A 16,837-nucleotide genomic window follows, 5' to 3' on the forward strand; every position below is an offset into this window, starting at 1 on the left:
AGATCCGGCGGACCAGCACCGACGAGAGGACGAGGAATGGCACGCAGAGGATCCTTCACCGCCACCGGCGCGCTACTGGTGACGGTCGCGTTGGCCGCCGCCGGCTGCGGGGTGGGCCGGGCCGAGCGGGACGCGATGCAGGACAGCGCCGTCGAGGTGGTCGCCGCGATGGGCGCGGAGGGCCAGGCACTGGCCGCGCTCGGTCTCGACCCCGAGGAACTGGACGCAGACCCGAGCACGGCCGCGCAGGTGGAGCCGACCCCGAGCGCGGCCAACAAGCGCAAGGAGCGGGTCGAGGAGTGGCGCAAGCGTCGGGCGGCCCGGGTGCTGCTGCGCAAGAATACGCTGCACGGCGACGTCGTGGTGCAGACCAAGGACGGCGGCACGAAGACCGTCTCGGTGCAGCGCGGCGAGGTGACCGCCCTCGCCGACGACAAGATCACGGTCAAGTCGGCCGACGGCTTCACCAGGACCTGGACCTTCACCGACGACCTGCGGGTGGTCGAACGGCGCAGGTCGATCGCCGCCACGGACATCAAGGTCGGCACCAAGCTGGGCGTGGCCGGGACCGTGGCCGGCGAGCAGGCGCAGGCCCGTCTGATCGTCGTACCGTTCAAGCAGAAGTGACGGTGGGCCCGCCGCGTCCAGGTGATCAATCTTGACCACCTGGACGCGGCGGGCCCACCTGCCCTCGGTATCAGTAGACCCGGGAGCCGATGAAGTCGTCCCGCCCGTACCCGACGGGCTGGGCGAACGACCGCGACTCGAATGACCACTGCTGCCGGGAACTGCTGGAGCAGGTGGCCAGCCGCAGTCGGGGCGTACCGAGCAGCGGGTTGTCGAAGGCCAGGCAGAGGTTGGTGGCACCGGCGGCGCGGATCTGGTTGCCGGAGATGGTGAACCGCTGGTTGGTGCCGCCGTGGCAGTCGTAGACGTTCACCGCCGTGCCGGACCGCAGCGAACCACCGGCCACGTCCAGGCAGCGGTCGTGGGAGAGCTCGGAGTGCAGCGACTGCCGGGTCGGGTCGTACCAGAAGCCCTGGTTACGTCCGCCGTGGCAGCGGTACGACTGCTGCGCTGTGCCGTTGCGCGAGTTGTAGCCCTTGCCGTCCACACAGGTGCCGGTGGCGGCGTTGCGTAGCTGCCGGAACTCCATCAGTCCGGGGTAGAGCTGGCCGTTGCCGGTGCTCGCCGGGTCGACGCAGGTGCCCTGCTGCTGGCCGGAGGCGTAGAACTGGGTGATGCACTGGGCGAACATGCCGTGTCCCCGGTAGTTCGGGTGGAACGACTGGCGGGCCGCGTTCTCGTCCCAGATCCCCACCTCGATGTAGAGGCCGCGTACCGAGGTGTTGTCGGTGCAGACCTCGTGGCCGTGGAAGAGGCGGCTGGCGTCGAGGTAGCGGGTGCCGGTGTTGGCCGCCGCCGCCCGCAGCGCCGACTCGAACAGCGGCACCGCCTTGTTCCGGGCGAACGCGGCGTCGGCGAGGTACAGCAGGCAACCGCCGGAGTACCAGCCGGGGAAGTTCGGGTTGTCCTCCACGTCCGGACTGGCCGGGCTGGAGTACGACATGAACACCAGCTCGTAGTCGGAGCTGAGGTAGCCGGCGTTCGTCATGGTCCGGCGGATGTCGGTGAGCGCCTCCTCGACGGCCCGGCGGCTGCCGTCGATGCGTACCGTCCACTGGTCGGTGTAGGTGGGCCAGCACGGTCCCTGGAAGAGGACGCGGCGGAGCGCGCAGTCGGTGGCGACCGGGCCGAACTGGATCGTGCCGTCGCCGTTGGCGCCGGCCACCACCCAGATCAGCTTGATCTGCGTGTTGCGTGCCTTGATCGCCAGGTGGTCGCCCTGGTTCAGCTCGTTGTGCTGGGTCGGACCACCGGCGATCAGGTTCCACGGGGTGGCGCCGGAGCAGGCGATGTTGTAGCGCTCGTCGGCGGCGATACCGGTGCGGAATACCGCCTGGTCGTACGAGCGGTCGCACCAGTTGCCCGGCTGGTGGGTGCCGGGCACATAGTTGCCGACCCCCTCACCGGAGATCTGGCTGTCACCCATGGTGACCAGTGCGGTGCGGCGCTGGTCGAGCGGCCGGATGCCGGGGTCGCCGTAGAGCGCGGTGGCTTCGGCGGCGCGGATGGTTTCGAGGTGGGCGGGGAGCGGCTGGACGGCGGGACGGTCGGCCGCGGCGGCGGGTGAGGCCGTGGCCAGCATCGGCAGGACGAGAGCGGTGGCGAGGACGGCGACCTCGGCAAGACGCCGTCGAGGTGTCCGTTCACGCCTGGCGTGGGTACCAGACATCGACGCACTCCTTTCGATCCGATCGCGGGACGTCGATCGGGTTACCGGACGGTAACGCGTGCGATGCAGGTATGTGAATACGTCTCGGAATACTTGCGTGCTGCGGCGAACCGGGCCAATGGTCCTTTACCGGCCCGGACCGCTCGACGTGCCGCGCTGACCGGTCACCGCTGCTCCGGCAGGGCGTAGCCGACGTAGCTGCGGAACTCCAGCCGCCAACCGGCGGGCACCAGGTCGGCGCAGAGTTTCCGGCTGCCGACACAGAGGATCGCGTCGACCGAGGCCGGATCGTCCGGTGGCCGATCGTCAAGCACCGACTGGAGCGCCAGCAGGTCGGGCGGGTTGCCGTCCGCGTCGCGGAGCAGCAGCCACCAGGGGTACTCCCAGTCGTCGTTGCGCTGGGACAACCCGATCCGGCGCGCGTCGGCGGCCCGGACCGCGTCGGCCGCCCACCGGTACTCCTCCGCCCACTGCGGACGCCGGATGAACCGGCTCTCCCAGTCGGAGGTGGTGAAGACCGAACCCGCGCCGACCAGTCGGCGCGGAAAGCCGTACGACACCGCCAACACCCCGGCCAGTGCGCAGGTGGCCAGCACCGTCACGGCGAGCCCGGCGGCGACCGGTCGCCGACCGCCGGTGCCCGCCGGATCACCGCCCCGGACGCCGGACGCGACCCGACCCGAGCGGCGGAAGAAGGCGTCGAGCCAGAGACCGGCCAGCGGCACCGAGGCCGCCAGCGCGTAGAGGATCAGCCGGTTCCCCCACGGCTGCCACTTGATCATCGCGGTGTGCAGCACCACGGCGACGACCACCACCAGGGCGTACGCGCGCAGCGCCCCCGCCGCGCCCGGACTGACCCGGGCCGGGCGGCGCAGCGCCGCCACCGCGCCGATCAGCGCCAGCGCACCGGCCAGCGGGAAGGCCACCCGGTCCTCGTCGGGATACCAGGACGCGACCGGAAAGATTTCCCGGCCGAACGTGATCGCGCGGTCCTGCGGGTCGACCCCGATCAGCCCGGCCAGCCCGATGATCGCCTCGGCGGACACCTCGCGCAGCGGCGCCAGCGGAGTGTCCAGCGCGGTGTGTCCGATCCGGAGCGCGTTCACCAGGACCGACGGTGGGTCGTGGCGTTCCATCGGCACCGACTCGCGCAGCCGCTCCGGTCCCAACGGGTGGCCGAACTCGACGTACACCCGGCCCAGGAAGGGGCCGACCAGCGCGGCGGCGACCAGCAGGATCAGGACCGAGGCGCCGACGGTACGGGTGATCCCGGCGACCGGGGCCCGGCGGCGCGTGGTCGACCTGTCGAGGTACGCCAGGCGTAGCTGGCCCACTCCCCAGAGCACCAGCAGCGGACCGACCGCGAGCAGTCCGCTGGTCTTGGTGACCGCGGTCAGCCCGGTGGCCGCTCCGAGCGCGAGCAGGTCACCCAGGTGCGCACGTCGGCGCAGCCCGTCCAGCGCGAGCGTGCCGGCGCAGAGCACCCAGGCGGCGCAGACCAGATCGGTCTGGGTGCTGGTCGCCTGCAGGGTGACCATCGGCGTGGTGGCCAGCACGAACACGGTGAGCAACTGCGCCCGCCGGCCACCACCGAGCTGCGCGGTCACCCGGGCGGCCGCGAGCAGGCAGACCAGGCCGGCGGCCCACTGCACCAGGTGGTGCAGCGCGTCACCACCGGTCAGCAGCCGCAGGTGCAACAGTAGGTATTCGGCGCCCGGCGGGATGGTGACCTGCCGGTGGATCGCGGTCGCCCAGAACGTCAGATCGCCCTGGGCCACCCACCGTTCCACCTTGGGCAGGTGGTACGTCTGCGAGTCGTAGTTGTTCGGCGCGGCCAGCAGGGCGATCAGCAGTTCGACCAGGACCAGCCCGGCGACCGTACCGGCGAGCAGCCGTTCCCCACGGCTCGCCGTACGCCAGAAACCGCTGGCGGCGCTGCGCCAGCCGCCGGTCGTGGCGGCATCCGGCATGGTGTCCGGATGGGCCGGCGCCGGACGGTCCGGACCCACGGTGACCGTACCGACCGTCGCCGTGGCCCCCGACGCCTCGCCGGCATCCGCCGGCGGTCCCGCCACGCCGGACCGAGCAACGCCCGCCAGCGACGGGGGCGTGCGACCACCGGCGGTCACGGCGCCCGGGAGCCCGGCCGCGGCACGTTCGCGGATCCGGTTGTCGACCCGCCGTCGCCACACCGCCGCCAACGCCGCCACGATGAGGAAGCTCAGCCAGGTCAGCGCGAAGGCGGGCGCGGTGAGCAGCCGCAACGCACCGAGTACCTCCACGGTCGCCACCGCGAAGGTGCCGACGACAAGGGTCGCCCGGAGCACCGCGAGCCGTCGGGGTGCCACGACGCCCACGTGTCGTGGCCGTAGAGCCACGCCGAGTAGAACGAGCACGGCGACGGGAACCAGGACGAACGGGAAGCCGGCGGCCGACATGGCCGGAAGTAAACACCATCAGCCTGGATGCCTGAGCGTGGATCGCCGTCGGTGGTCGTCGCCACCTGGCTGACCTGCCGGGCTAGGCTATGGCCGACACATTGCCCGCCCTCGTGGAGATTCCCGTGAAGCTGTCGATCCTCATGCCGGTCTACAACGAGGAAGAACGCATCGCGGATGCCCTCAAGCAGGCGCTGGCGGTGGAGTATCCGTGCGAGATCGAGCTGCTGGTGGTCGACGACGGCAGCCGCGACGGCACCGGGGAGATCCTCGGGCGCGCCGACGATGCCCGGCTGCGGGTCATCACCCACCAGCGCAACGCGGGCAAGGGCGCGGCGATCCGTACGGCGGTGGCCAACGCCGACGGCGAGTACATGGTCATCCTCGACGCCGACCTGGAGTACGACCCACAGGACATCCCCAAGCTGCTGGCCCCGGTGCTGGACGGCCGGGCGACGGTGGTCTACGGCAACCGCACCTTCGGCAGCCACAGCGCTTACAGCTTCTGGTACGTGATGGGCAACAAGGGCGTCACCATGGCGGCGAACGTGCTGTTCAACTCCTACATCGGCGACCTGGAGACCTGCTTCAAACTGATGCCGGTCGCGCTCTACCGCTCGCTCGACGTGCGTTCCCGAGGGTTCGGCATGGAGGCCGAGGTGACCGGCAAGCTGCTGCGGCGCCGCATCCGACCGTACGAGGTGCCGATCAGCTACCGGGCCCGGGGACGCGAGGAAGGCAAGAAGATCACCTGGCGGGACGGCGTCGAGGCGCTCTGGATCCTCGGCCGCGAGCGCACGCGTCGCAATCGCGGCACCGCACCCCGCTGACCGTCCTGCCGGCCGCGCCACGAGTCGGGTGCGGGCCGCGGCATGTCGGGCCGTACGTCGTTCGTGCGGACCGCGACATGCCGCGAACCGGGCAGCGCTCAGACCAACGCCGGTGACAGGAAATCGGTGATCGAGCGGCGCAGCCCGGCCGCGTCGAGCCCGTGCCACCGGGCGTGGTCCGCTGCCGAACCGTAGCGGCGCAACTCCTCGCGACGAACCCCGAGCGCCGCAAGCCGGTGCGGTCGGTCGGCCAGCGCAGCCGAGACCAGCCGGGCCGAGGTGCCCGCCAGGTACGGCTCGACCAGGATCACCGCACTGTCCACGAGCGCCCGTAGGCCGGCGGTGTCGAACGGGCGGGGTCGGTGGGTGTACGCCACGGTCACCGGCAGGTCCGCGGTCGCGTCGAGGGCCGCGTCCACCGTGGGACCGACCGCCACCAGCAGCGCCGCCCCCGGCCCGGCGTCCCGGAGCACCCGCAGGTCGCCCGCCTCCGGGTACGCCCGCGCATTGCTCTGCGTGGAGAGCCGCACGTATGCCGAGCCCTGGCCGCAGACCACGGCGCGCAGCAGCCCGGGTACCTCGTCCCGATGCCCGGGCACGTGCACCGTCCAGTCATGCAGGGTGTCGATCAGGGCGACGTCCGCCGGGCCGAGATGGGTGCGCCCCGCTGCCGCCCGGTCGTACGACGCCCCGACGCTCACCAGCACCGCGCCGACCCCCTGATGGTCGAGATCCAGCTTGATCTGCTCGTACGCCCGCTCCACGAGGAACGGTGCGTAGCTGTGCACGATGGGGCGCAGCCCGGTCAGTGCCAGGCCGCCCGCCACCCCTACCATGAGCTGCTCCCGGATGCCGACGTTGACAACCCGGTCGGGGTGCCGGGTGGCGGCCGGAGCGAACGCCTCGGCGGAGATGTCGGCCAGCACGACGACGGTCCGTGGGTCGTCCAGGAACTCGGTCGTGGTGGCCACGAAGGTGTCCCGCACGATCACTCACCGTCCCCGACGAGCGCGACGACGACGTGCGGCCGGTGACCGTGGTGTCCGGTCAGTGCCGGGTGGAGGGCGTCCCGGTCCCGCCCGTCCACCGTCGCGGCGGTCCAGCCGTTGGCGGTGAACCGGGTGGCCAGTCCGCCCGGCCAGCCGTGGGTGGCGGAGAAGTTGTCGACCACGATCGCGGTCAGGTTGCCCAGCCCGACGGCTCCGGCGTACGCGATGGCCTCGTGATTCGAGCCCTCGTCCAGTTCGGCGTCGCCGAGCAGCACGTAGACCCGGGGAGCGAGCCGACCCTGGGCGCGTAGCCCGAGTGCGCTGCCGACACCCAGCCCCAGACCGTGCCCGAGCGAGCCGGAGCCGATCTCCACGCCGGGGATGAGCGTGCGGTCCGGGTGGTCGCCGAGCCGGCTCGACGGCCCGCCCTGGTCGTCGAGCCAGTCCGGCGGAATGAAGCCCTTCGCGGCGAGCAGGGCGTAGTAGCCGGCCACCGCGTGGCCCTTGGAGAGCAGAAAGCGGTCCCGGTCGGGGTCGTCGACGGTCGCCGGGGTGATCCGTAGCACCCGGTCGTAGAGCACCTGGAGCACGTCGAGGGTCGACAGGACGTTCGCACCGAACTTCCGACCGGCGCGAACGCGCTCCAGCAGCGGTGCGAACTGGTCGCGTCCGTCGATTGGCGCGGCGGCCTCGGCGACCCGGACCGTGGTGGCGGATGTGGTCATGCGGATAGCCTGCAAGTTGAAGCGGGGTTCAACTCAAGGCGACGTGATGCAGGAAGCATTGACCATCGGCCAACTCTCCGCCCGCAGTGGGGTGGCGCAGTCCGCGCTGCGCTACTACGAGCGGCTGGGGCTCATCCGGGCCGAGCGGACCAGCGGCAACCAGCGCCGCTACCACCGCAGCGAGCTGCGCCGGGTGGCGTTCATCCGGATCGCCCAGCAGGTCGGCATCTCACTTGAGGAGATCCGGGCCGCGCTCGACTCGCTGCCCGCCGCCCGTACCCCCACCGCCGAGGACTGGGCCAAGCTCTCCACCACCTGGCGGGCGAGACTGGACGAGAAGATCCGGCTGATGAGCCGGCTCCGCGACGACCTGGACGCCTGCATCGGCTGCGGCTGTCTCTCGCTGCGGCGCTGCACCCTCTACAACCCCGAGGACAACCTGGCCGGCGAGGGCCCCGGGGCCCGCCTCGTGCTGCCCGGCTAGTCTCCTGCCCGGCTGCCCGGCTGCCCGGCTGCCCGGCTGCCCAGCTGCCCGGCTGCCCGGCTGCCCGGCTGCCCGGCTGCCCGGCTGCCCGGCTGCCCGGCTGCCCGGCTGCCCGGCTGCCCGGCTGCCCGGCTGCCCGGCTGCCGGTGTCCGGCACGTGACGAGGCTCAGCCGACGGTGAGCAGGACCTTGCCGACGTGCTCGTTGGACTCGACGAGCCGATGCGCCTGCGCCGCCTCGGTGATCGGCAGTCGCCGGTCGATCACCGGCCGCACCCGGCCCGCCTCGACCAGCGGCCAGACCTGCTCGCGTACCCCGCGTACGATCGCGGCCTTCTGCCCCAGCGGCCGGGACCGCAGCGCGGTGGCCGCGACCGTGCCGCGCTTGGTCAGCAGCGCACCCAGATCCAACTCACCCTTGCGACCACCCTGCATGCCGATCACCACCAGCCGCCCGTCGGCGGCCAGGGCGGCGACGTTCCGGCCCAGGTAGGACGCGCCCATGATGTCCAGGACGACATCCGCGCCCCGGCCGTCGGTGGCTCGCCGGACCTCCTCGACGAAGTCCTGCTCCCGGTAGTCGACGAGCAGGTCGGCACCCAGCTCGCGCAGCCGCTCGTGCTTGGCGGCCCGCGCGGTCGCCACCACCGTCGCGCCGAGCGCGGCACCGAGCTGGATCGCGAAAGTGCCGATGCCGCTGCCGCCGCCGTGCACCAGCAGCGTCTCGCCGGCAGCCAGGCGGGCCACCTGCACCACGTTCGACCAGACCGTGCACGCCACCTCCGGCAACGCGGCGGCGTCGACCAGGTCGACGCCGGCCGGCACCGGCAGCAGCTGCCCGGCCGGCACCGCCGCCCGTTCGGCGTACCCACCGCCGGCCAGCAGCGCGCAGACCTGGTCACCCACCCGCACGCCGGCCACGTCCGGACCGGTCGCGCTCACCACCCCCGAGCATTCCAACCCGGGGTACGCGGACGCGCCCGGCGGAGGCGGATAGTGCCCCTGCCGCTGCAACAGGTCGGCCCGGTTCACCGCGGTCGCCCGTACGTCCACGACCACCTCGCCCGGACCCGGTTGCGGATCGGGCACCTCGCACCAGGTCAGTACGTCGGGTCCGCCAGGCTCCGCAATGGTGATCGCTCGCATGGCCCAGTCTTACCCCATCCCGCCTCCGGTCCACGTCCCTGGACCCGTCCGGGTTCGCCCGCGCACGGGGTGGCTCGGCGTCGCTGGTACCCGGGGCGTGGCAGACTAGGCACGGCCGCGCACGGCGTGGTCCGGGAGGGTTCGCCTAGTGGCCGATGGCGCTGGTCTTGAAAACCGGTAAGGCAGCGATGTCTTCGTGGGTTCGAATCCCACACCCTCCGCCCACCTGCCCCGCGAGTGGGAGTCCCTTGCTCGGCCAGGACAGCTCAGACTGCCGTCAGCGCCGCCAGGGCGCGCTCCATCGTGGCGTTGAACTCCTCCGGCTTGAGCGGTAGCCGGGATTTGACGTCCCGGCTCCACTGGTCCGCGAGGACCTCGGCGGAGCCCGCCTCGACACCGTCGAGCGCCGCGTCCGCCAGGTCCGACGGTGCGATCTTGTCGACCGGCCAGCCCGCGGACATGTCGGTGTCGGCCAGGCCGAGGTGTACCGCCGTCACGAGGGTGCCCTGTTCGGCGAGTTCCAGGCGGACCCCGTTGGTCATGGCCCACGCGGCCGCCTTGGTCAGGTGGTAGGCGTTGGCGCCCCTGACCCCGAACCACGACATGGCGGAGAGGACGTTCACGATCGCGCCCCCGCCGTTGCGGGCGAGCGTCGGTGCGAACTCACGGATCATCCCGAGGTGACCGAGTACGTTCGTCTCCAGTTCGTGCCGGACCGCGGCCAGCGAACCGGTCACCAGGTCGGTGCCGGTCTGGATTCCCGCGTTGTTGACGAGCAGCGAGACGTCCGAAGCGGCTTCGGCGGCGGCGCGTACGGAGGCGGCGTCGGCGATGTCGAGCGGCAGCACCTCGACCCCGGGCAGATCGACGGTCTCGGGCCGGCGGGCTGTCGCGTAGACCTTGCGGGCGCCCCGTTCGAGCAGTCGCTTGGCGAAGGCGTGACCCAGGCCGCGATTGGCTCCGGTGACCAGGGCAACCGAGTTGTTGATATCCATGCCGGCTACGCTAGAACCTGACGCTGACGTCAGAGGCAAGCTGCGGACTTCGGTGCCGGCGTGAGAGGAGTCACCATGACCGCCCGGGAGCGACTGGTCCGCATCGGAGAGGTGGCGCGGGAGGCCGGTGTCTCGGTGCGCGCCGTCCGCTACTACGAGCAGCAGGGGCTGCTCACCGCGGAGCGCAGCCCGTCCGGGCAGCGCCTATACCGGCAGGACGCGGTCACCCTGGTGCGCTTCTTCCAGCAGATGTACGCCGCCGGCCTGACCAGTCAGCGGATCGCGCAACTGCTGCCCTGCTGGAGTTCGGGGCACACCGACGCTGAGCAGCGAGCCATGCTGCGCGCCGAGCGCGACCGCATCCAGGCCAAGGTCGACGACCTGCAGGCCGCCCTGGACCGCCTCGACGAGGTAATCGCGATCACCGACGCGCATCCTTAGGACTGGTCGACCGAGTGCCACCCGCCTCAGGTGCCCTCCGGGGGGCGTCTGCGCTGTTCCTCGCGGATCTTCTCGTCGGCGAGCCGGTCCAGTGCCCGGCGGCGTTCGTCGCTGAGGGCCGCCTCGTCGCGTCGGCGCACGGCAGCGATGACGGCGGTGATGAAGTCACGCCAGACCCCGGCCAAGAGACTCCTTCGCTAGTTGTTGCAGGGTGACAACCGCCGTGAGGCGCTCTCGGTTACGGCGGACTTGAGGCCGGTTCTGTCGAATGTCGGCGCGGCACAGGGTATGAAAGGGACGCAGAACACCACTTCCACCGGAAGGACCTGTGTCGATGACCCTGGAACGTCCCATCGCTCCGGACCCGTACGAGCTGCTGCCGACCGTCGCCTCCTTCACGCTGACAAGTGACGATGTGCAGAACGGTGAGCCGATGGACGCGGCTCACGCGCACGGCAGCACCGGTGGCGACAATGTCTCGCCGCAGCTGGCCTGGTCGGGCTTCCCGGCCGAGACCAAGGGTTTCGTGGTGACCTGTTTCGACCCGGACGCGCCGACCGGCAGCGGCTTCTGGCACTGGGTGCTGGTGAACCTGCCGGCCGACGTGACGGAACTGCCGCGCGGCGCGGCCGAGAAGGATCTGAAGGGCGCGTTCACCGTACGCAACGACTACGGGGAGCACGGTTTCGGCGGTGCCGCGCCGCCGCCCGGTGACCGTCCGCACCGGTACGTCTTCGCGGTGCACGCCCTCGACGTCGAACGCCTCGACGTCACCCCGGAGGCGACCCCCGCCTACGTCGGCTTCAACCTCGCCTTCCACACCCTGGCCCGAGCCACCATCCGCCCCACCTACCAGATCCCCGGCTGACCCGACCCAGCCTCGGTCGATCATGAGTTTGGCGGCGACCTCGATTTTTGAGAGTGCCGCCAACCTCATGATCAACGGGACGGGGTCGGTCCCGGGGAGCTTGGTTAGGCGGGGGTGCGGGCTACGGCGAAGACGGATTGGCCGAAGGGGGGACGGACGAGCTGCTCGGCGGCCTTGGTGGCGGGGAGGACCAGGGTGTCGTAGACCTTCACCATCGGGCCCTCCTTCGGCATCAGGCGGAAGACCTTGGTGGCCATGAAGTAGCCGATCAGGCCGAGCGCGTTCGCGTAGTGGATCTTCTCCACCCGCAGGCCCGCCTCGGTCATCGCGTTGGCCAGAGTCTTCTTCGTGTACCGCCGGACGTGGCCGGTGGCGATGTCCGCCGGGCTCATCGCGAACTGGAACGCCGGCACGATGATGACCACCGCGCCACCGGGCCGGACCAGTTGGCCCATGCTGCGCAGCGCGCCGACGTGGTCCTCGATGTGCTCAAGCACGTTGTAGGAGACCGCGGCGCTGTAGTCGCCCCGCTCGGGATTGGGTAGCAGCATCTGGCGAACCTCGATCGAGGGTCGGTCCGCGAGGCGCTCCTTGAGGGCGACCAGGCGGTCCGGGTCGGCCTCGGTGGCGGTGAAGCGGGGGAAGTTCTCGCTCCACTCCAGGGCGTAGTCGCCGAGGCCGCTACCGATCTCGATGGGGTTGTCGCCCAGGTAGGGCACGGCCAGCTCGACGAACCAGCGCCGGTGGTTGACCGCCGTGGCGAGGCCCTCCAGGACCTCGGACTGCACGCGCTGATCCCCAGTGATTTCTGCCATGCGTCGATTCCTCACGATACGACTCGACCCGCGCCGGGACCGACTGAGTGAACCATCCGCTCGGACGGCGGGAATATCGGGGCCCGCGGTGGCCGATTAACGGTAGGGGTGGCTGCACGATCGGTGGTGGCCAGCGAACCTTGCCGATACTACGCCAGCGCCCTGAAGCCTGCACGCTGGCCACTTAGGCCGACTACGCTCTGAATTGTTATGACTACTCCCGATTCGGAGCGACGGGTGCCGCAGTCCGAGGCGGGAAGGGCGGTGCGCCGGCCGGAAGGACCGAGTGGCGGGGCGGGCTCGGGACGGTGGAGGGATGCCGCGGCGTTGGCGAGCTTCGCGGTGCTCGGCTTCTGGGTCACCGCACGGATGTGGCTGAATCCGCACGACGGCATTCGCGACAACCCAACCGATATGGAGCAATTCGAGTGGATGTTGGCGCACGGTGCCCGGGTCGTCACGGAATTCGCCTACCCATTCTCGTCTGACCGGATGAATGTGCCGGAATCGGTCAATCTGATGGCGAATACGTCAGTTCTGTCCGTTTCGTTGCCCATGACGCCGATAACCCTGCTGTTCGGCACCCGAACCGCGTTCCTGGTGTTCCTCACCCTCGGCCTGATCGCCACGGCCGCCGCCTGGTACTTCCTGCTCTCCCGCGTGGTGCTGCCCGGCGCACGCGGGCCGGCCTGGCTGGGTGCCACGTTCTGCGCGTACGCACCGGCCATGCTCTCCCACGCCAACGCGCATCCGAACATCGTGTCGCAGTACGTGGTACCGCTGATCATCTGGCGTACCCTGCGGCTCGGTGACTCCGGACGCTGGTTGCGTAACGGCCTGCTCCTGGCCCTGGTGATCGTCTGGCAGGCGTTCCTGAACCTGGAGATCCTGCTGATGACCGCGATCGGCCTCGCCGTGGTGGTCGTGGCGATGGTGATCGGCCGATCCGAGCTGCGGACCCGGGTCCGTCCGTTCGCCGCGGGCCTCGGGGTGGCCGCCGTCGTCTCCGCCGCGCTGCTGGCCTACCCGCTGTACGTGCAGTTCTTCGGTCCCGGCGCCTACCACGGGCTGCCCTGGGTGATCCGGGGCTACTCCACGGACCTGGCCTCGTTCTTCGCCTACTCCCGCGAGTCGCTGGCCGGTGACGCCCGCAGCGCCGCCGGACTGGCCAAGAACCCCACCGAGGAGAATGCCTTCTTCGGTTGGCCGCTGGTGATCCTCGTGACGGCACTCGTGTGGTTGCTGCGGCGCAACGTCGTCGTGATCGGCCTGGCCGCGCTCGGGCTGCTCTTCGCGGTGCTGTCGCTCGGCCGGGAGATCCGCTTCGACCGGCGCGGAACCGGCGTACCCGGGCCGTGGGCGCTGCTGGAGGAACTGCCGGTGCTGCACTCGGTGGTGCCGACCCGCTGGGCACTGGCCATCACCCCGATCGTCGGACTGATCCTGGCGTACGGCGCTGAGCGGGTCCGGGACCTGGCGTCCCGGCACCCGGACCGTCGGTCGCAGGTCCGGCTCGCCACGGTGACCGGGCTGGCGATGGCGTTGGTGCCGGTGCTGCCCACTCCGCTGCCGACGAAACGGCTCGAACCGGTCCCCGAGTTCGTCACCTCCGGTGCCTGGCGTCCCTACCTGGCCGGCGGGCGCAGCGTGGTGACGTTGCCGTTGCCCGACACCGAGTACGCCGAACCGCTGCGCTGGTCCGCCCGTACCCGGCAGGAGATGCCGATCGCCCGTGGCTACTTCCTCGGCCCGGACACCCGACCCGGCCGCAACCGGGTCGCCCTGTTCTCCGCACCTCCGCGCCCCACCAGCAGCTTCTTCGACACCATCCGACGCACCGGCGAGGTGCCGCCGATCACCGAGCGGACGCGTCGGGAGGCGGTGGAGGACCTGCGGTACTGGCGGGCCGGGGTGGTGATCCTCGGGCCGCACGAGCACGCCGACGCGCTGCGTACCGGGATGACCGAGCTGACCGGCATCGGGCCTGAGCACACCGGCGGCGTCTGGATCTGGGACGTGCGCCCGCTGAGGGGGTGAGTGGCGGGACCAGCTTAGCTGCGGATGCAGCAGCCCTGGCAGACCTTCGGCTGGGGCAGGGTGAACGCCAGGCAGCAGGTGCGGCGCTGCACGACCGGCTCACCGTTCGGCCCGGGCACCAGCTCCACCAGATCGGCCAGATCGAGTGCGTCGAGCAGCGTGTCGATCGCCTCGACCGTGGAACCGGGCACGTTGTCGGCGGCCCGCAGCAGCCCGTGGGCGATGCCGGAGGCCACCGAGCCGAGCAGGGTACGGGCGCCGATCCGCACCTTGCCCTGGATCGCGGAGACCACGGGCGACAGGTGCCCGTCCAGGAGGGTGGCGCGCAGTGCGGCGAGCAGTTCCCGCTCGTCGGCCACCACCCGGACCTGGGGGAGCCCCGCGAGCGCCAGCGGATCGTTGGGCAGCACCGCGACCGGGATCGACTCGCGTAGTCCCACGGTCACCAGGGCGCGCCGGTCGGCGAAGTGGATCAGTGCTTCGGTGTGGTCGAGCAACGGCACCCGACGGGCGGTGGCCCAACCGAGCACCACCGGCAGCGCGGCCCAGTAGCTGTACGCCTTCCAGGCGAGCGCGGCGGAGGCGTGTGGGGTGCCACCCCAGAGCCGGACGGCCGAGTCGAGCAGTTCCGGCAGCCGGGCACCGGTGAGGGTGGTCGCCGGCGCCCAACCGGCCTCGTCGACGACCAACAGGCCCGGGGCCAGCCCGGGGAGGTCGTCGGTGCCGAACATGGCCCGCAGGGTCGCGGTGACCGGCGCCAGGGGTGCGGTGGCCGGGTCCTGGCGAGGCAGCACCGCTGTCACCTGATCCACCCCCCGTCACCCGAGCCACTCGAACCGAAGCGTCCATGAGCGTACTAAGGCTAGCCTAACCACACTTCTGGGCGCAGGGAAACCCGACGGTGGGATCGAGTGGGCGACGCGGGTCACGGGCACCGCTGGGGGCTACGCACGGTGGCGGCATGGAAACTGCGGGCAGTATCGGTAGGAAGCGCACATCAGTCAAGGTTCTTGTCGACTAGGTGCCAGATGAGTGTGCGGCCGGCGACTCAACGTGAAACTTGGTACTCCCGGCCACGAGGAAGCTGATGACGACCTCACCGCTCGATCGGGCTGCCGACTCCTTCGCCGCCGAACTTGCCCGGCACCGGACGGAACGGGGGCTGTCCAAGAAACAACTCGCCACCCTGATGGGCTTCGACCCCTCGTACGTCAGTCACGTCGAGGGACGCCGGCACCGCCCCACGGAGGACTTCGCCCGTCGCGCCGAGGCCGTCCTGGAGGCCAGCGGCGCGATCTGGCAGCGCTTCCGGGAGTACGACGACCTTCGCCACGCCCGCGGCGAACGTAACCATCGGGAAGCCAGCCTGCCCGGCCAGTGGATGCCGCCCGGCACCGGACTGATCGTCGAACGCGAGACGGCGGTCCTCACCCACACCGAGGATGCCTACCGCTGCGTCATCCGCCGTGAGCTGTACAACGCCGGTGTCGAGCCGGTCACCCGCTACCTGATCCGCGTCGCCGTGGACCGCTACCCGAGCGATCCGGGCCGCTCCAACCGTCACCACCGGGAACACCCGCTCAGCTTCGCCGAACTGCAACTGTCCGCCTGCCGCGAGGAGTTCGGCGAGCGGGAGACCATGCACTGGCGCGCCAAGCACGACCGGGACGCGTTCAAGGAGATCTGGCTGCTCTTCGAGAACGGCGAACGCCGCTTTCCGCTCTACCCCGGTCGCCGCGCCACCATCGAGTACGCGTACACCGTCGGGCAGGACAAGTGGGGGCCGTGGTTCCAGCGGGCGGTCCGCGTACCGACCCGACATCTCGCCGTACGCCTGGACCTGCCGGTCGCACTGGATCCGCAGGTCTGGGGCGCGGAAACCTCGCTCTCGGCGGAGGAGGGCCCGCTGCGGACGGCGGTGACCCGTCGCGACGAGGGCGAGCGTGCGATCTTCGACTGGGCGACCGACGAGCCGCCGCTGAATGCCCGGTACCGGTTGCAGTGGCGGTTCCGGGCCCAACCGGAGCCCGACGCGGACGGCGGGCGCGTCCGACCGTCGGACCGGATGCGCGGGCTCGGCATCGTGCAGCGCGGCGCCGACCTGCTGCGCCAGCCGGCCCGTCCGTTCGACCTGCCGCGCGAGGAACCGGTCGCCCGGGAGATCGTCGACCGGCTGATCACCGCACTGGCCCGGCTGGACGAACTGCACCCCTTCACCAAGGGAGTGGGCATCGCCGCCCCGCAGCTCGACCTCGACCGGGCCGCCGCGGTGGTCCGCCCGCCGGACCGCACCGCCGAGCCGGTGGTGCTGCTCAACCCCCGGGTGGTCGACGCGGCACCACACACCGACGAGCAGTACGAGGGGTGCCTCTCCTTCTTCGACCACCGCGGCCTGGTGCCACGACCGCTGCGGCTGGACGTCGAACACGCACAGTTCGACGGCGGTCGGATCATCACGTCCTTCGAGTTCGGCATGGCCCGGCTGGTCGCGCACGAGATCGACCACCTGGAAGGTCGGCTCTACGTCGACCGGATGGCACCCGGGGTGCCGCTGGTGCCGATCGAGGAGTACCGCGAATCCGGCCACCCGTGGCGCTACTGAACCCGGCGGGACGGCCCCGCTGACCCGTCTCAGGGGGGCGCGACCCCGCCCGCCCGGGTGGGAACGACGGCCGGACGGGCGAGGTGGCGCGGGGCGGTGCCGGTCCGCCCGATCGGGGGGACCGGGGCGCGTGCCCCAGGGGGCAGGGGCACGCGCCCCGGCTCGGGGGGAG

The 16,837-nt window shown here is 71.1% G+C and carries 16 protein-coding genes and 1 tRNA gene; 8 read left to right on the top strand and 9 right to left on the bottom strand.

Going from position 1 to position 16,837, the window contains the following annotated elements:
• The first annotated feature begins 36 nt into the window (after positions 1-36).
• Positions 37-627: a hypothetical protein gene (locus ENC19_RS21260; protein WP_164448858.1), complete on the top strand. Its 591-nt coding sequence runs from the start codon at positions 37-39 to the stop codon at positions 625-627.
• A 70-nt stretch (positions 628-697) separates the two neighbouring features.
• On the opposite strand, the gene ENC19_RS21265 is transcribed toward ENC19_RS21260, so the two are convergent.
• Positions 698-2,296 carry a ricin-type beta-trefoil lectin domain protein gene (locus ENC19_RS21265; protein WP_164448859.1) on the bottom strand — a complete coding sequence of 533 codons (1,599 nt, stop codon included), beginning with the start codon at positions 2,294-2,296 and terminating at the stop codon, positions 698-700.
• A gap of 164 nt (positions 2,297-2,460) precedes the next feature.
• Positions 2,461-4,734 carry a DUF2142 domain-containing protein gene (locus ENC19_RS21270; RefSeq protein WP_164448860.1) on the bottom strand — a complete coding sequence of 758 codons (2,274 nt, stop codon included), beginning with the start codon at positions 4,732-4,734 and terminating at the stop codon, positions 2,461-2,463.
• A 125-nt stretch (positions 4,735-4,859) separates the two neighbouring features.
• Between ENC19_RS21270 and ENC19_RS21275 the strand changes: the two genes are divergently transcribed.
• The gene (locus tag ENC19_RS21275) at positions 4,860-5,564 is read left to right on the top strand and encodes a glycosyltransferase family 2 protein (protein WP_164448861.1); all 705 of its coding nucleotides are present in this window, start codon (positions 4,860-4,862) and stop codon (positions 5,562-5,564) included.
• Between the two features lie 98 nt (positions 5,565-5,662).
• Here the strand turns inward: ENC19_RS21275 and ENC19_RS21280 are convergent, their stop codons facing one another.
• The gene (locus ENC19_RS21280; protein ID WP_164448862.1) at positions 5,663-6,550 is read right to left on the bottom strand and encodes a transketolase family protein; all 888 of its coding nucleotides are present in this window, start codon (positions 6,548-6,550) and stop codon (positions 5,663-5,665) included.
• A gap of 2 nt (positions 6,551-6,552) precedes the next feature.
• A complete protein-coding gene (locus ENC19_RS21285) occupies positions 6,553-7,278 on the bottom strand; it encodes a transketolase (RefSeq protein WP_164448863.1) in 726 nt (241 codons plus the stop codon).
• Positions 7,279-7,324: 46 nt separating this feature from the next.
• Between ENC19_RS21285 and soxR the strand changes: the two genes are divergently transcribed.
• Complete coding sequence (gene soxR, locus ENC19_RS21290) at positions 7,325-7,762, top strand: redox-sensitive transcriptional activator SoxR (protein ID WP_164448864.1); 438 nt, start codon at positions 7,325-7,327, stop codon at positions 7,760-7,762.
• A gap of 167 nt (positions 7,763-7,929) precedes the next feature.
• On the opposite strand, the gene ENC19_RS21295 is transcribed toward soxR, so the two are convergent.
• Complete coding sequence (locus tag ENC19_RS21295) at positions 7,930-8,907, bottom strand: NAD(P)H-quinone oxidoreductase (RefSeq protein WP_164448865.1); 978 nt, start codon at positions 8,905-8,907, stop codon at positions 7,930-7,932.
• Between the two features lie 134 nt (positions 8,908-9,041).
• Between ENC19_RS21295 and ENC19_RS21300 the strand changes: the two genes are divergently transcribed.
• Positions 9,042-9,128: transfer RNA gene (locus tag ENC19_RS21300), tRNA-Ser, on the top strand.
• Positions 9,129-9,173: 45 nt separating this feature from the next.
• On the opposite strand, the gene ENC19_RS21305 is transcribed toward ENC19_RS21300, so the two are convergent.
• Entirely contained in the window at positions 9,174-9,902 is a 729-nt protein-coding gene (locus ENC19_RS21305; protein WP_164448866.1) for an SDR family oxidoreductase, read from the bottom strand.
• Between the two features lie 75 nt (positions 9,903-9,977).
• Between ENC19_RS21305 and ENC19_RS21310 the strand changes: the two genes are divergently transcribed.
• On the top strand, positions 9,978-10,343 hold the full coding sequence (locus tag ENC19_RS21310) for a MerR family transcriptional regulator (protein ID WP_164448867.1): 366 nt from the start codon (positions 9,978-9,980) through the stop codon (positions 10,341-10,343).
• A 26-nt stretch (positions 10,344-10,369) separates the two neighbouring features.
• Here the strand turns inward: ENC19_RS21310 and ENC19_RS21315 are convergent, their stop codons facing one another.
• Entirely contained in the window at positions 10,370-10,528 is a 159-nt protein-coding gene (locus ENC19_RS21315) for a hypothetical protein (RefSeq protein ID WP_164448868.1), read from the bottom strand.
• 149 nt (positions 10,529-10,677) lie between these two features.
• On the opposite strand from ENC19_RS21315, the gene ENC19_RS21320 reads away from it, so the two are divergent.
• Positions 10,678-11,211: a YbhB/YbcL family Raf kinase inhibitor-like protein gene (locus tag ENC19_RS21320; RefSeq protein WP_164448869.1), complete on the top strand. Its 534-nt coding sequence runs from the start codon at positions 10,678-10,680 to the stop codon at positions 11,209-11,211.
• Between the two features lie 104 nt (positions 11,212-11,315).
• Here ENC19_RS21320 and ENC19_RS21325 read toward each other — a convergent pair whose 3' ends face one another.
• Positions 11,316-12,026 carry a class I SAM-dependent methyltransferase gene (locus ENC19_RS21325; protein WP_164448870.1) on the bottom strand — a complete coding sequence of 237 codons (711 nt, stop codon included), beginning with the start codon at positions 12,024-12,026 and terminating at the stop codon, positions 11,316-11,318.
• 210 nt (positions 12,027-12,236) lie between these two features.
• On the opposite strand from ENC19_RS21325, the gene ENC19_RS21330 reads away from it, so the two are divergent.
• The gene (locus ENC19_RS21330) at positions 12,237-14,063 is read left to right on the top strand and encodes a hypothetical protein (protein ID WP_166458900.1); all 1,827 of its coding nucleotides are present in this window, start codon (positions 12,237-12,239) and stop codon (positions 14,061-14,063) included.
• Between the two features lie 14 nt (positions 14,064-14,077).
• Here the strand turns inward: ENC19_RS21330 and ENC19_RS21335 are convergent, their stop codons facing one another.
• A complete protein-coding gene (locus ENC19_RS21335; protein ID WP_164448915.1) occupies positions 14,078-14,854 on the bottom strand; it encodes a hypothetical protein in 777 nt (258 codons plus the stop codon).
• 296 nt (positions 14,855-15,150) lie between these two features.
• Between ENC19_RS21335 and ENC19_RS21340 the strand changes: the two genes are divergently transcribed.
• Complete coding sequence (locus ENC19_RS21340; RefSeq protein ID WP_164448871.1) at positions 15,151-16,665, top strand: peptide deformylase; 1,515 nt, start codon at positions 15,151-15,153, stop codon at positions 16,663-16,665.
• Positions 16,666-16,837: the final 172 nt, after the last annotated feature.

The organism is Verrucosispora sioxanthis (assembly GCF_010560025.1).
GTDB lineage: Bacteria > Actinomycetota > Actinomycetes > Mycobacteriales > Micromonosporaceae > Micromonospora > Micromonospora palythoicola.